This window comes from Sinorhizobium chiapasense, assembly GCF_036488675.1.
GTDB classification, from domain to species: Bacteria; Pseudomonadota; Alphaproteobacteria; order Rhizobiales; family Rhizobiaceae; genus Sinorhizobium; species Sinorhizobium chiapasense.
Map to the genome: position 1 here is coordinate 2162020 of NZ_CP133148.1, position 15201 is coordinate 2177220.

Genomic DNA, 15201 nt, shown 5'->3' on the forward strand with positions numbered 1-15201 from the left:
GCTAACACGCGTTCCGGCCCTACCTCTATTGGCGCACACAACCGGAAGTATCGCGCGTGTGACACACTGATTAATATTTTTAATAGCCAGCGCCCCGCACGAGAACGCATCATTCGGTCATCAGGGGGAATATTCAGGGCCCGGCTGACGTCATAGCGCTGTCGCGCCAACGGAGGAAGATGCGCTATGCCGATCAGACCTCACATTCCCCTTCACGATGTCGACATGCTCAGCGCAGTGTTCGAGGAGTTGCTGGAGGATCATCAGATACTCCGCGCCAGCGCCGTGGCGGAGCGTACCCTCACGCGCCTGATCTTCAACTATGACCTCGGCATTCGCGATCCGGCGCTATTGAAGATCCTTACCGTGCCTTTCCTGCGGCAGCGTCTGTCGGGAACGCACTGATCGGGCCGTGCAGCAAGGCCTCTCCTCCATCCTCGCTCCTGTGCCTGTGCCTGTGACAGGAGTCCAGCCGGCCAGCAGATCCCGCACAAGCGGGGTCCCGCGCGTTTTCTGCCGAATGGGGCCCCGCTCTAAATCAATTCTAAAATAAATTTAGGTTTGTGTCGGTGCATGCCGCCGGCACCCTCCCAAAGAGGGCGAAGTATCGTCCTCTGCCACCCGGTGGTCCATGGACCTTAGTCCCAGCCCGACTGGGACAAAGGTCCCATATTCGGTTTTGGCATGAACTCGCGGGAGGAGCCCGCCAGGAGGGGTGGCGACGGGCTCCGGTTGATGACTACAGCGCCGAACGTCTTGTCAGACGCGCAAGGGACGCCGTAGCACTTTGGTTTGCTGCATGTTTTGTCCTTAAACCGGCTACGATTTAACGAAACACGCAGTAGAGGTCGGCCGGATAATCGCCGAACACGGCTTCAGATCAGCTCGTCAGTTGAGGATCTGAACGACGGTGCGCGACCTCGGATCGGCGATCACACGCTGATCGTTGACCACAGCCACCGAGTATTGCGGAGCTTCCGGAATGGGGGTCAGCACGACTGTCTCGGGAAGAGGCTTGCCAACGACGATCCGTTCCTGAACGACGACCGAAGGCGGCGGGGGCATCTGTTCGACCAGGGTAACCACCTTCGGGGGCGGCGGTGCCAGTGCGCCGCCAATTGCGCCGCCGACAACTGCGCCAACGCCAGCGCCGAGCGGGCCGCCGATAATGGCGCCCGTCGCGGCGCCGCCGGCGATGCCGGTAGCGGTGCTGCGATTGCCGCTGTTGTTGTTGTACTGAGCGATCGCGGGGCCGCCCAGCAGGGCAGCTGCCGCAGCAATGAGTATAAGTTTTCTCATTGGTCATCTCCTTCGTTGGATGAAGGGTCAACGACCTCCCGGGGAAAACTGTTCCCCCCGCTGGACTTAAGTCCGACAGGCAAAGCCAAAGGTCCTAGGACCGTTGCGGGCCTGCCGCATGAAACATATTGTGACGACAGAGCGCCGACGACACCAATAGTCCCCGACACCGCAGTCGGCGCGATAAGGTCCCAGAGCCATCGCGATTGTCCCTCTAAACCGCTCTGGGACCCTCCTTTTACACGACAGCAGCCGACTGCACGTTCCCCTGAATCGGAGCCGTTTCAGGGATAAAAACACAGCAATTCAATGTGCTGCAGCGCGCGGCGCTGCAAGCCCGTGGCAAGTTGCGGTTCCGAGCCTGTCACAACCGGCGCAAAAGTGATAGTTTCCCGACCGCCAATCTACTGCATGCCTTCTTAATCGACCTCGATTCAAGGAGGAAATTCAAAATCGCAACAGGACTTTTGCGCGTCTGATAAGACGCGCGGCGCTGCAGGAGAGCGCCCTCCAGCCTAAGGGAGCGAGAGAGATGTATGCAGGCGCGATGCTCGATGATGCTGCGACGGGCCCTTTCTGGACACCGCCCTTGCCCGTCGACCGGGACAAGCTCAGCCCATCGATCCTGCGCGAACTCGATCAGCGAGGCGAGCGCCAGGCCTTCAAAGCCTACGTGCTGCAGATCTATGACGCGCCCGACGGCAAACCGTCCGGTGTGTTCGAAATCGCCTTCTGCCCGAAGACCGGGATGGCATGCGCAATTTACGAGTCCGAAGCGCCGGATGAGCACGACGCAAACCGGCGCGTGGTCGTAATGACCGACCCTCACTGGCTTGCCGCCGCCACCCCGCGGGACGCCGCCGGCACCTTCTTCCAGTTGCTCGTCGACACCGCCCCGGAAGCCTGAGCGCGGCTACAGCGCCGTGCGTCGGCGCGCCTTTGTTCATCCTGCCTCGATATTCATTGGCGCCCCTTGCGGACCGCCAGCCCTATCTCCGCGAGCGTTCCGAGCGCGACGGCGAATACGATCCAGTAAAGCCCTTCATCTATGGCCTGGCCCGACGACGAAGCCGTCGTGAACCGCGACAGAAAATCCGGATCCAGATACCCCGTGGAGATGACCAGCCCCAGCATGATCTCCCAGATCCCGGCGACGAGTGCCACGATTGCCACAAGGCGAGCAGCGTATGAAAACACCGTTCCACCTCCTCCCTGTTGTCGCGGAAGAATACAGCGCCGCGCGCAATTGCTGAACTCCACCCGGCGCTACTCCGGCGCCTGACATTGACTCGGCACATAGATCCATTATTCTGGATTTATGGATGAACAACAAACGATCGCCGCGCTTGCTGCACTTGCGCAACCCACGCGCCTGAGGACGTTCAGGCTGCTGGTTGAGCGCGAACCCGGCGGCGTCGCCGCCGGCGAACTGGCCAGGCTGGTCGACGTGCCGCAGAACACCATGTCGGCGCATCTTTCGACGCTTGCCCAGGCGGGACTGGTAAGGGGCGAGAGACAAAGCCGCTCGATCATCTACCGCGTCGATCTCGACCGGTTCCGCGCGGTCATGCTCTACCTGCTGCAGGACTGCTGCGGCGGCAACACGAGCCTCTGCGCCCCATTGATTTCCGATTTGACCCCCTGCTGCCCTCCCGAGGAGGAGGCACCCACTCGTTGAGCCAACCGGGAGGAAGCCCATGCGCGACAAAGTCTACAACGTCCTCTTTCTATGCACGGGCAATTCGGCTCGCTCGATCATTGCCGAGGCCATCCTCAACAGGCTCGGGATGGGCAGGTTCAAGGCCTATTCGGCAGGATCGCACCCCAAGGGAGAAGTTCACCCGTTCGCCTTGCAACTCCTCAAGGGGCTGAACTACGACACCTCCTTCGCGCGCTCCAAGCCGTGGGACGAGTTCGCAACTCCCGATGCGCCGCGGATGGATTTCGTCTTCACCGTCTGCGACAGGGCGGCCGCAGAAGCCTGTCCGGTCTGGCCGGGGCAGCCGATGACGGCCCATTGGGGTGTCCCCGATCCGGCTGCGGCCGTAGGCAACGAGGCCGAGCGGCATTTTGCCTTCGCCGAAACCTACCGGATGCTCAACAATCGCATCTCGATTTTCACCAGTCTGCCGATGACGAGCCTCGACAAGCTCGCCCTGCAGAGACGGCTTGACGAAATCGGTCGCGACATTCCGAAGGCTGGCTGAAGCATGGCGTTCGATCTCAAGCGCCGCCTCGCGGCGGAAGCCCTCGGCACGGCAATCCTGGTCGCCACCGTCGTCGGCTCCGGCATCATGGCCGATCGCCTCTCCGACGACGTGGCGGTTTCCCTGCTCGGCAATACCATACCGACGGGAGCGATCCTCGTCGTCCTGATCAGCATTCTCGGGCCGATCTCCGGCGCGCACTTCAATCCGGGGGTGACGCTGGTGTTCGCGGCCAGGCGGGAGATCGAAACATCGGCGGCTGCGCTTTACGTGATCGCACAGGCCGCAGGCGGCATCGCCGGAACGCTGGTTGCCCATGCCATGTTCGACCTGCACCTGTTTCAGGTGTCGGAAACGGTGCGGACGGGCACGGGCCAATGGATCGCCGAGGCGGTCGCCACGTTCGGACTCGTCTTCACGATCCTGGCGGGATTGCGGTTCCGGGAAGACGCCATCCCGTGGCTCGTCGGCCTTTACATCACGGCGGCCTATTGGTTCACGGCCTCGACGTCGTTTGCGAACCCCGCCGTCGCCATCGCCCGCGCCTTCTCAAACACCTTTTCCGGCATCCGCCCGATGGACGTGCCGGCCTTCATCGTCGCCGAAGTCCTCGGTGCGCTGGTCGCCACGGCCGTCGCCGCCTGGATGCTCGCCAAGCGACCCTCAACTTCCGCAATAACGCTCAAGGGAGCCGAATAACCATGGACGCCACCATCTACCACAACCCCGCCTGCGGGACGTCGCGCAACACCCTGGCGCTGATCCGCCACGCCGGCATCGAGCCGAAGGTGATCGAATATCTTCAGACGCCGCCGAGCCGCGAAGAGCTTGCCCAGATGATACGCGAGGCGGGGCTTTCCGTCCGCGAGGCGATCCGGGAGAAGGGAACGCCCTATGCGGAGCTGGGCCTCGACGACCCCGCCCTCTCCGACAACCAGCTCCTGACCGCGATGCTCGAGCATCCGATCCTCATCAATCGACCGTTTGTCATTACGCCGATCGGCACCCGGCTGGCGCGGCCGTCCGAAGCCGTACTCGACATCCTGCCGGCCGACGCCTTCAAGGGACCGTTCGTCAAGGAAGATGGCGAAGCGGTCCTCGACGCGGAGGGCCGGCGCATTGCCTGATCTTCCAGCCGCCGATCCACGCCACCTCCGCATGCCGGACATCGATGCGCTGCGGCCGCCATTCTCGGCCCATCCGCCGCGCATCCTGATCCTTTACGGGTCGCTCCGCCCGGTGTCCTCTTCGAGGCTGCTGGCCGAGGAGGCTGGCCGGCTGCTCGAACATTTCGGGGCCGAAGTCCGCTTCTTCGATCCTTCGGGACTGCCGCTGCCGGACGATGCCCCCGCCAGCCACCCCAAGGTCCAGGAACTGCGGGAACTGTCGGAATGGTCCGAAGGCCAGGTCTGGGTGAGCCCGGAGCGTCACGGGACGATCACCGGGATCATGAAGGCACAAATCGACTGGATACCGCTCTCGATCGGCTCGATACGGCCGACCCAGGGCAAGACCCTCGCCGTCATGCAGGTCTCGGGCGGCTCGCAGTCCTTCAATGCGGTCAACGCGCTGCGTCTGCTCGGCCGCTGGATGCGGATGATCACGATCCCGAACCAGTCGTCGGTCGCCAAGGCCTTTCAGGAGTTCGACGCGAACGGGCGCATGAAGCCGTCTTCCTACTACGATCGCGTCGTCGACGTCTGCGAGGAACTCGTGAAGTTCACGCTGCTTACCCGCGACGCCTCGGCGTACCTTACCGACCGCTACAGCGAACGGAAGGAAGACGCCGCCAAACTGGAAAAGCGGGTGGCGCTGAAATCCATCTGACGCGCACGCTCACGACGCCGAGGGCACCGCGCGTTCAATGGGCGGCGGCATTCGCAGGATGTTGCCATGCTTGTAGAACCGTTCCTGCGGGTTTACTCTACTGCGACGCGCGTCTTATAGGACGCGCAAAGCACGCTGTAGTACTTTGAATTGCTGCATGTTTTTATCCTTGAACCGGCTACGATTTAAGGAAACATGCAGTGGCTCTTGCTAATGACGGTACCGAGGGCATTGCCGGAGTTAGATTCCATGCGCGCCAAAGATGCGATGACGACCACGGTCGTCAAGCCTTCCCTGACAACAGTGTCCGACAGGCGGCCAAGTCCGTGCACGACAGTCACGCCGGTGACTCCTGGCCGTCGATGATGAGCGGTATCTGCTGGGTATCAAAGGGAGCCGGCGCGCGAAGCTCAGGCGATGAAGCGGTAAGGCGGAGCCGTGACATCAGGGGCGTGGTCGAGCATTTCCTGGATCCTTATCCATAATAACGCTTGCCGACCATTTTACTGCCCTCGAATGCATCTTCAGGGAGGAGGATGTAATGGCACAGAATATGAGAGCCGCTGTCGTTCGACAGTTTCGTACGCCGCTCGCGATCGAGGAGGTGGAGGTTCCGACGCCGCAACCCGGGCAGATACTCGTCAAATATGAAGCGACGGGCGTTTGCCATACCGACCTCCATGCCGCAAACGGGGACTGGCCCGTGAAACCAAGTCCACCTTTCATTCCGGGACATGAAGGTGTCGGATATGTCTCGGCCGTCGGCGCGGGCGTGAAGAGGGTGAAGGAAGGCGACAGGGTCGGAGTGCCCTGGCTTCATACGGCTTGCGGCTACTGTCCCTATTGCCGAACCGGCTGGGAAACCTTGTGCGCGTCGCAATCCAATACCGGATATTCGGTCAATGGCACTTTCGCTGAATTCGGATTGGCAGATCCGGAGTTCGTCGGTTATCTCCCCGATGCATTGGATTTCGGACCGGCCGCCCCCGTTCTTTGCGCAGGCGTCACCGTGTACAAGGGGCTGAGAGAGACAGAGGTCCGCCCCGGTGAATGGGTGGCCATCTCCGGGGTCGGCGGCCTGGGTCACATGGCCGTTCAGTACGCGAAAGCGATGGGCATGAACGTTGTCGCCGCCGACATATTCGACGAGAAACTGTCGCTGGCAAAGCGGCTTGGGGCTGACGTCACGATCAACGGCAAAGCGAAAGATGCCATTGAGCAGGTACAAAAAGCGACGAACGGCGGCGTTCATGGGGCGCTCGTGACCGCTGTTTCTCCTGCCGCGATGGAACAGGCTTTCGGCTTCCTGCGATCACGGGGAACGATGGCGCTCGTCGGCCTTCCTCCCGGAATGATTTCCCTGCCGGTGTTCGAAACAGTCCTGAAGCGCATAACGGTGCGCGGATCGATCGTCGGCACCCGCCAGGACCTGGAGGAATCGCTGCAGTTCGCGGCGGAAGGCAAGGTGACACCGTATTTCTCGTGGGAGAGCCTGGAGAGCATCAACGACATCTTCCAACGCATGGAAGCGGGCAAGATCGACGGTCGCATCGTGATGCGGCTGCGGTAACTTGCGCGGCGCTGTAGGGGCTGGTCCGCACCAATTGGGGGATCCGTGTGATGGTCCGATCGATTGACGAAGTTGCTAGTGCTGGCGCTGCGCACCCCGTCTGCGAGCCTCCCGAAATCGCTTTGCTTTCGAACGGTCGATACGGCCTGCTTCTTACGGAGGCGGGTTCAGGCTGCGCATCCTGGCGTGGTCTCGATGTGACGCGTTGGCGAGAGGATGCCACGCAAGATTGCTGGGGCCAGTTCTGCTACATCCGGGACCTCGAGAACGATAAGGTCTGGTCGATTGGCCGGCAGCCGATCTGTCGGGCGGATGCCACATACGAGCGAGGCTTTCATGGCGACCGCGCCGAGTTTCGCTGTTCGGTTGGAGACATCGACGTTTCGTGGGAAGTTTGCGTCGCCACGGATTGCGACGCGGAAGTGCGTTTGCTTCGGCTGTTCAACAGGGGAACGGCGGCCAAGGAACTCGAGCTGACCAGTTACTGCGAAGTCTGCCTGAATGGTCGACGCGCCGATAGCGCCCATCCCGCCTTTGCCAAACTCTTCGTCGAGACCTGGTTCGATGCCGGGTCCGCCGCATTGTTTGCAAGGCGTCGGCCCCGCAGTGCCTCGGAGAAGCCGATCTGGGCGGTGCACGTTTCTTCATCAAGCGATGACGCCCGCCCTTCGGTCGAGTACGAAACGGACCGCCGCAGGTTTCTTGGCCGGGGGCGAACGCCATCGAATCCCCGCGCCCTTGAGCCTGGAACACGCCTGTCAGCCACGACGGGTCCCGTGCTCGATCCCATCTTCAGTCTGCGCAGGACGGTTGTCTTAAAACCCTCTGGAACCGAGCAGATCGCTTTCGTGACAGGCGCGGCCGACAACGAAGATGATATCCGGGCCATTGCTGGACGGTTTGCAGATATCGAGGCGGCCCAGCGGGCGCTGTCGGATGCCATGAAAGCCTATGCCAGCGGACTGGCTACGTCGAAGCTCACCGCCGACAAGGTGGCGGTCTACAATCGGCTGGCAGGAAGCCTGGCATTTTCGCATCGCGGTTCGCCAGATACCGGCGGTCTCGGCAATATGCGGCTGAGAAAAGACGCTCTTTGGTCGGTCGGCATTTCCGGAGATCTCCCTGTTCTGCTCCTGCGGCTCGACGGGGCGGACGAAACGTCTCTTGTCGAGGATGTCATCGACGCCCACGCATTCATTTCCAGCCGCGGCCTTTCCTTCGATCTCGTTCTCCTCGACGAGACCGGCGCGAGCGACGAAGTGAAGATCGACGGAGAGGACGCGAGCCTCGGCAAGCCCGGAGGCGTTCATGTCCTGTCCGCGACCGCTCTTGCGGCCGCCTCGATGGACGCGATCGCTGCTGCTGCACGCGTCGCTCTCTCCTGCAGCCAGGGACCGCTTGCCGACCAGATCGAGCTCAAGCCTGCCCCGGCGCGCCAGGCTATGACGCACACCCGGACGCACTTTCGAGCGGCCCGCAAGACGCCGTCCCATGCGAGACGGGCTGACCTGCTTTTCTGGAACGGTCGCGGGGGCTTCACCGGAGACGGGCGGGACTATGTGGTTCTTGCGGACGGTGGAGCGGAAACCCCGACACCATGGAGCAACGTCATAGCAAACCGCGAGTTCGGCTGCCTGACGAGCGAAAGCGGACTTGGCTATACCTGGGCGGGCAACAGCCAGCTCAACAGGCTCACGCCCTGGTCGAACGACCCGGTTTCGGACCCACCGGGCGAAGTCGTCTACTTGCGCGACGAGCAAAGCGACGAGCTCTGGACGCCGACCCCCCTGCCCCTCGGCCAATCGATGACAACCACGGTCACCCATGGACAGGGTTACAGTCGCTACGAGAGCGCTGGCGAAGGCCTGCACCATGAGATGACGGTCCACGTCCCCGTGTCAGAACCGATCAAGATCATTCGCCTTGCAATCCGCAACGATGGAAAGGACCCGCGCGTCCTGACCGCCACTTACTTCGTCGAATGGGTTCTCGGTACGCTGCGCGAGGATGCTGCCACGCGGATCGCGTGTGAATTCGATGGCGCAGTGGGAGCGGTCGTCGCGTGGAACGTCTGGGAGAGCGACTTCTCCGGAAAGCTGGCATTCGTTGCGTCGAGCGTGCCGCCGCGCTCGGTTACGTGCGAACGCGGCGAGTTTCTCGGTCGGAACGGTTCCGTGTTTCAGCCTGCGGGACTTGGAGGCTCGGATCAAGGCGGCAGCGGCGGCTCGCCAAGCGATCCCTGCGCTGCGCTCACGGTCGAGGTTTCGGTCCCCCCCGGCCGAAGCGCCGAGCTGGTGTTCGTGCTCGGTTATTGCGACAGTCGTGACGAGGTTCACAGGCTCGTCCGGGAATATGCCGAGCCTAAGCGTGCGCACCGCTCACTCGCAGTCGCAGCCCGCCACTGGGATCGGCTATTGAGCTCGGTCACGGTTCGAACTCCCGACGCCGCCTTCGACCTCATGATGAACCGATGGCTGCTCTACCAGGTATTGGCTTGCCGCGTCTGGGCGCGAACGGGTTTCTATCAGTCTGGCGGCGCCTATGGTTTCCGCGACCAGCTCCAGGATGTGGCGGCCTTGGTGCAATCCGCGCCCGATGAGACACGCACCCATATTCTTCGCGCGGCGGCGCGCCAGTTCACGGAAGGAGACGTCCAGCACTGGTGGCATCCTCCGTCTGGCGTCGGCGTGCGGACCCGCATGACCGATGATCTCTATTTCCTGCCCTACGTCGTCCACCACTATGTGTCGACGACGGGAGACTATGCGCTCCTCAGTGAAGAGGTTCCGTTCATCACCTCGCCCGTCCTGAATGACGATCAGGAGGAGAGCTTCGGCGTTCCTCAGGTCAGCGAGGAGACTGGAACCCTCTATGACCACTGCTGCCGCGCCCTGGAGCGCGGTTTCCGCCTCGGATCCCACGGGCTTCCCCTGATGGGAACCGGCGACTGGAACGACGGCATGAACAGGGTGGGTGCCGAGGGCAAGGGCGAGAGCGTATGGAACGGATGGTTCTTCCTCACCGTGCTCAACTCATTCGCCGAGATCGCATCGGCACATGGCGATGAGGATCGGGCAGCGTGGTGCCGGGAGCGCGCCGAGGCATTGCGGGCTTCATTGGAGGCAAACGCCTGGGATGGCTCGTGGTATCGCCGCGCCTATTTCGACGATAGCACGCCCCTTGGCTCCTCCGTGAACGACGAGTGCCAGATCGATGCCATTCCTCAGGCGTGGGCGGGCATCTCGGGGGTTGCCGATGCCGAGCGCACGTCCAGCGCAATGCAGGCGGTATGGGATCGACTCGTTCGCCACGAAGACAAATTGATCAAGCTCTTCGATCCGCCCTTCGACAAGGGGACACTCCAGCCAGGCTACATAAAGGGCTACGTTCCGGGAATACGGGAGAATGGCGGGCAGTATACCCACGCGGCTGTCTGGGTCGCGTTGGCGACCGCGCTGTCAGGCGACGGAGATCGGGCGTTTCAGCTCTGGAGCATGCTCAATCCCATCAACCATGCCCTGACGCCGGAAGATTGCGAGCATTACATGGTCGAACCCTATGTCGTCTGCGCCGACATCTACGGCGCGGCGCCGCATACGGGGCGCGGCGGCTGGACCTGGTACACGGGGGCCGCCGGGTGGCTTTACCGCGTGGGTCTGGAAGCCATCCTCGGCATTCGCCGTCGAGGCCCTCAACTGTCGATCGAGCCGTGTATCCCGCGAGATTGGCCAGGCTACGAGGTCGACTACCGATATGGATCGGCGACCTATCGCATCAGGGTGACCAAGGATGCGGAGGCCGGGCGCTCGCTGACCGTGGACGGCGCACAACTGGCCGACGCGACCGTTCCGCTCGCGGACGACGGACGAAACCATGATGTCCATCTGGTGGTTGGCTAGCCATGGCGGAATTGCTGTCGACAGATCAGGATCTCGGTCGACGTCAGTTCACGACGCACGGATCGAGATGCAACCCGACACTTCCCGCAAGCATTGCCGAAATTCAACATAGCTCGACCGGAGACGGGTAGCGGCCTGGCCATCGGCTCGGTGGCCGGCCGTTCAGCGGAATGCCGATAGCACTACAGCGCCGCGCGTCCTATCGGACGCGCAAAGGTCGCTGTAGCCCTTTGAATTGCTGCATGTCTTTGTCCTTAAATCGAGGTCGATTTAAGGACAAAGACATGCAGTAGACCTTCTGCAGAAAGGAAATGGGTCATGAACAAGGGCTGGTTCTCTAATCAGCATGACGGGATTTCCAGAAGAGATCTCCTGATGATGGCGGGAACTGCCGCCGCCACGCTCGCCAGCTATAACCATGCCAGAGCGGCGCTTGGCGGAGGTCCCTTTAGCATTGACGAAGTCAAGCAGGGCGAGGACGTCTTTGCCTATATCAGCCGGATCAAGGGCGGGTTTGACCAGACAGCTTACCAGCAGGTGATCGGCGCCGCGAATGAGTTCAAGGAGGGAGATCAGGCAATTGGCGTGGGGGCCGAGAATGAGACGACGCGACGGAACGCTCGCGCCCTTCTGGCAAACACCAAAGTCAGTGACCTCTACCAGCGCCCGCTGTTCGAGGACGATCTGCAAAAATTGATCTGGCAGACGACGGATCAGGTCCAGTACGAAAAGGTCAAGGATTGGACCATGGGGCAACTGAAGGAATTTCTTCTGACCGAACCGGAGGAAAACATCAAAGGCGTCATGAACGGCCTGACCAGCGACACGATCGGCTTTGTCCCGAAACTGATGAGCAATGAGGAACTGGTCTCCCTCAGCCAGAAGATTTTCAATGTCATGCCTGGCACCAATATGGGGGCCAAGGGATACATGGGCGCCCGGATCCAGCCCAATTCTCCTACAGACCATCCGGACGACATCGCCTGGCAGGTCTTCGATGCCTTCTCCTATGCAACCGGCGACATCGTCATAGGCACCAATCCGGTGGACAGTACGGTGGCGAGCGTCGTCGCTGTTGAACGCGCGCTCAAGGATATCGTCGATACCTTCGGCCTTGATGACGTGATCCCCTGGTGTGTGCTCGCGCACATCGATGTCCAGGCCGAGGTCAACGAAACTTTCCCGGGAACGGTTTCGACGATGTTCCAGAGCCTGGCCGGAACAGACGACTGCAACAAGATCTTTGATATCACCAACGAGAAGATCCTTAAGTATGCGCGCGCGAAGAATGGGGAAAGATATGGCCTCTACTTCGAAACCGGACAGGGCTCGGAATTCACCAACGGCGTGGCAAACGGCGTCGACATGATGGTGCTCGAGTCCCGAAAATACGGGTTCAGCAGAGCGGTCGGACTCGAACTCGCAAAGGTGCAGCCGAGCGGCGCATGGCTTCATGTCAACGATGTCGCCGGCTTCATCGGTCCGGAGGTCTTCAAGAGCCGCGAACAACTGGTCAGATGCTGCCTCGAAGACATGGTCATGGGCAAGCTCCACGGGCTTACCATCGGCCTCGACATCTGCACCACCCTGCACATGACGGTCAGCCTGGAAGATCTCGACTGGTGCCAGGACCAGATCATGCCGGCCAATCCCGCCTATCTGATTGCGCTCCCTACCAAAAACGACCCGATGTTGAGCTATCTCACCACGTCGTTCCAGGATCACGTGCGCGTGAGGGATAAATTCGGCTTCAAGGTCAACGATGCGATGTGGGATTTCTACAAGCGGATCGGCATCGTTGGCGAGAACAACGGCTACACCGAGAATTATGGAGATCCGCTATGGGTTTACTACCAGTATCGCCTCGCCAAGGGTGACGGAAGGTCCAGGGAGGCGGTCTACGCCGAAGGCCGGGAGAAAATGCGGGAGGTTGAAGGGAGAGGTGTCGATCTCGCGACAGGCCACGGGGAAAAACTCTGGGACCTCAATCCGGCGCTCGCGGCCAAGGTGAAGGGTCTTTACGACGACGCCAAGCAATCACTCTGGGCCGAACTGACGCCCGAATTTATCGCCGCCGTGCCTGATGTGGTGCCCGTCCGCACCCTGTCCAAGGACCGCAACGATTACATAGCCCACCCGAACACAGGCGAAACGCTGAGCCCCGAAGCAATTGCGGAGATTGAAAGAATAAGGGATTCCTGGGGAGACGACATGCCCAAGGGCCAGATCGTCATCTCGGACGGTCTCAACGCCAAAGCCATCATGGACGACGGACACCTTGCCCCCTACCTCGAGGAGATGCGCAGGCTGCTTGCCGAGGCCGGCGTCACCATGGGCGACAAGAACATCATGGTCACCAGCGGAAGGGTGCGAGCCGGCTACCGGGTCGGCGAGGTGCTTTTCGAGAAAGCAGATCCCGACACGATCAGAGGGATTCTCCACATCATCGGTGAACGGCCCGGCACCACGCACCACGCCTATTCGGTCTACATCACCGTCGCCAAAGGCAAACGATGGTCCGAGAAGAATATCGACCACGACATTACGAGACTCGTGAGCAATGTCGCAGACACCGCCCTGCCGCCAAAGGAAGCCGCCAGGGAAACCTTGACCATTATCAGGGAGATCGTCGGCAAGGAGGTGAATGGCAGCCGCCGTTATGGGCAGTAAATCGCGCAAGCAGGCCGCGGAGTTTGCCGTGCGACGCCTCGGCGTACCTTACCGACCGCTACAGCGAACGGAAGGAAGACGCCGCCAGACTGGAAAAGCGGGTGGCGCTGAAATCCATCTGACGCGCGCGCTCACGACGTCGCGGTGGCCGTGCGCCTGGCGGCCGACGCCACTGCGACAAAGGCCGCGATGCCGACTGCACCAAGGCACGCGTTGGCCATCAGAGCGACGTTGCTTCCGACGCGCTCCATCAACACGGAGAAAACGAACGGCGCCATTGCGCCCGCAGCCAGCCGTGCGGCGGCCATGCGGCCCGTTATCGCTCCGTAGCCCCCCGACCCGAACAGCCAGAGTGGCAGGGAGCCCTGGGCGATGCTGTTGATGCCTGACCCAAGGCCAAGACAGATCGCGAAGGCCACGGCCCCGGGCAGCCAGGTTCCGGACAGGCCGAGGATAAGGACGCCGGCGACGATGAGCGCGGCGGACAGCATGGCGAGCACAGGTGGCGACAGGTTTTCGCCGAATGCCATGTTGATCAGCCGGCTCAGGACCTGTGAAGGCCCGAAGAGCGAGCCGATCACGACGGCTGCCGTTCCGAAGCCGATCGCTCCCAGCATCGGAACCATGTGGGTCAGCATCGCCGAAAGCGTGAAGCCCTGCAGGGCAAAAGCCAGCGACACAAGCAGCATGCCGCGTCGCCTGACCTCGGCCGGAAGTGCACCGACGACGGCCTCCCGGTCGTTGCGGGCGAACTTGGCCGCTTCGGATCTCCTGCTCCGCATGATCCAATAGTGAAGCGGAAGGCAGACGATCAGGTTCAACGCCGCGTAGGCGATGTAGATTTCCCGCCATGAGAAGGGCTCGTGAAGGCTCGCGGTGATCGGCCAGAAGATTGTCGAGGCGAAGCCCGCGATCAAGGTGAGATAGGTGATACTGCGCGAAGCCGCCATCGGGCGGCTTTCCACGAGCGCCGCGAAAGCCGCCTGGTACTGCACCATGCCCGATGCAACTTCCAGGAGGACGATCGCGAGCGCGAACACCGCGATCGAGGGGGACCAGGCGCACAGCAGGAGGGCCAACGCCGAGACGGCCGAGCCAAAGGTCATGACCATCGCCGCGCCGAACCGATCCATCCATCCCCCGACGAACGGAGCCGAAAGACCGCCCGCGAACAGCGAGGCGGAAAAGACCCCGAACACCTGCTCGACGCTAAGCCCGAGGTCGCGCGCCATTCCGGGCGCGAGGATGCTGAAGCTGTAGTAGAGCGTGCCGTAGCCGATGATCTGGGTGAGTCCGAGCGCGGCGACGATGGCCACGGGAGTGCCGGGCTTCATGTCAGACATTCTCGCCTTCTGCCGATGCGGAAGACGGGGCGCAGCAACCGTCGTCGGCCCGGTCCGCGGGCGGGCGCACGCTGGGGTGCCCGGAGCAGCAGTCCTCCATCAGGAACGTCACTAGACCGGACAGTGCATCGTAGCTGGCGCTGTAGACGATCGAGCGGGATTCGCGCCTCTGCGCGATCAGTCCGGCCCGCTCCAGCTCCTTCAGGTGGAAGGAGACGTTCGAGGGCGAGACGCTCATCTTCTCCGCGATCGCGCCGGCGGCCATCCCCCCAGGCCCCGCCACGACGAGCGTTCTGACGATCCCCAACCGGGTCTCCTGAGACAGTGCCGCGAACGACATCAGGGCTTGACGTTCTTCCATATTTCAAGAATCCTAAAAGTGTTGA

14 protein-coding genes and 1 pseudogene are annotated in these 15201 nt (G+C 61.9%); 11 read left to right on the forward strand and 4 right to left on the reverse strand.

Annotation, left to right across the window (positions count from 1 at the left end; translation table 11 throughout):
- Nucleotides 1-186 precede the first annotated feature (186 nt).
- Complete coding sequence (locus RB548_RS10485; RefSeq protein ID WP_331374856.1) at nt 187-405, forward strand: hypothetical protein; 219 nt, start codon at nt 187-189, stop codon at nt 403-405.
- Nucleotides 406-888: 483 nt separating this feature from the next.
- On the opposite strand, the gene RB548_RS10490 is transcribed toward RB548_RS10485, so the two are convergent.
- A complete protein-coding gene (locus RB548_RS10490) occupies nt 889-1299 on the reverse strand; it encodes a DUF1236 domain-containing protein (RefSeq protein WP_331374857.1) in 411 nt (136 codons plus the stop codon).
- A gap of 532 nt (nt 1300-1831) precedes the next feature.
- Between RB548_RS10490 and RB548_RS10495 the strand changes: the two genes are divergently transcribed.
- Nucleotides 1832-2206 carry a hypothetical protein gene (locus tag RB548_RS10495; RefSeq protein WP_331374858.1) on the forward strand — a complete coding sequence of 125 codons (375 nt, stop codon included), beginning with the start codon at nt 1832-1834 and terminating at the stop codon, nt 2204-2206.
- A gap of 53 nt (nt 2207-2259) precedes the next feature.
- On the opposite strand, the gene RB548_RS10500 is transcribed toward RB548_RS10495, so the two are convergent.
- Nucleotides 2260-2496, reverse strand: a complete 237-nt coding sequence (locus RB548_RS10500; RefSeq protein ID WP_331374859.1) for a hypothetical protein — start codon at nt 2494-2496, stop codon at nt 2260-2262.
- Between the two features lie 121 nt (nt 2497-2617).
- Here RB548_RS10500 and RB548_RS10505 point away from each other — a divergent pair, with 121 nt between their 5' ends.
- From RB548_RS10505 to RB548_RS10545, 9 genes and pseudogenes are all read left to right on the forward strand, one after another.
- Entirely contained in the window at nt 2618-2977 is a 360-nt protein-coding gene (locus RB548_RS10505; RefSeq protein WP_331374860.1) for an ArsR/SmtB family transcription factor, read from the forward strand.
- Nucleotides 2978-2996: 19 nt separating this feature from the next.
- Nucleotides 2997-3506: an arsenate reductase ArsC gene (locus RB548_RS10510; RefSeq protein WP_331374861.1), complete on the forward strand. Its 510-nt coding sequence runs from the start codon at nt 2997-2999 to the stop codon at nt 3504-3506.
- Between the two features lie 3 nt (nt 3507-3509).
- On the forward strand, nt 3510-4205 hold the full coding sequence (locus tag RB548_RS10515; RefSeq protein ID WP_331374862.1) for an MIP/aquaporin family protein: 696 nt from the start codon (nt 3510-3512) through the stop codon (nt 4203-4205).
- Nucleotides 4206-4207: 2 nt separating this feature from the next.
- Entirely contained in the window at nt 4208-4633 is a 426-nt protein-coding gene (arsC, locus tag RB548_RS10520; RefSeq protein ID WP_331374863.1) for an arsenate reductase (glutaredoxin), read from the forward strand.
- On the forward strand, nt 4590-5333 hold the full coding sequence (arsH, locus tag RB548_RS10525; RefSeq protein ID WP_331374864.1) for an arsenical resistance protein ArsH: 744 nt from the start codon (nt 4590-4592) through the stop codon (nt 5331-5333). Before arsC ends, arsH begins: the two co-directional genes overlap by 44 nt.
- A gap of 541 nt (nt 5334-5874) precedes the next feature.
- The gene (adhP, locus tag RB548_RS10530; RefSeq protein ID WP_331374865.1) at nt 5875-6903 is read left to right on the forward strand and encodes an alcohol dehydrogenase AdhP; all 1029 of its coding nucleotides are present in this window, start codon (nt 5875-5877) and stop codon (nt 6901-6903) included.
- Between the two features lie 50 nt (nt 6904-6953).
- Nucleotides 6954-10802, forward strand: coding sequence for a GH36-type glycosyl hydrolase domain-containing protein (locus RB548_RS10535; RefSeq protein ID WP_331374867.1), 3849 nt, complete (start codon nt 6954-6956; stop codon nt 10800-10802).
- A 318-nt stretch (nt 10803-11120) separates the two neighbouring features.
- Nucleotides 11121-13472, forward strand: a complete 2352-nt coding sequence (locus tag RB548_RS10540; RefSeq protein WP_331371276.1) for an ethanolamine ammonia-lyase — start codon at nt 11121-11123, stop codon at nt 13470-13472.
- 32 nt (nt 13473-13504) lie between these two features.
- Nucleotides 13505-13594, forward strand: a pseudogene (locus RB548_RS10545) (arsenical resistance protein ArsH); the annotation flags it as partial.
- Between the two features lie 9 nt (nt 13595-13603).
- Here RB548_RS10545 and arsK read toward each other — a convergent pair.
- Together arsK and RB548_RS10555 are read right to left on the reverse strand one after the other, a co-directional pair.
- Complete coding sequence (gene arsK, locus RB548_RS10550; RefSeq protein WP_331374934.1) at nt 13604-14806, reverse strand: arsenite efflux MFS transporter ArsK; 1203 nt, start codon at nt 14804-14806, stop codon at nt 13604-13606.
- A 1-nt stretch (nt 14807) separates the two neighbouring features.
- Complete coding sequence (locus RB548_RS10555) at nt 14808-15176, reverse strand: ArsR/SmtB family transcription factor (RefSeq protein ID WP_331371277.1); 369 nt, start codon at nt 15174-15176, stop codon at nt 14808-14810.
- Nucleotides 15177-15201 lie beyond the last annotated feature (25 nt).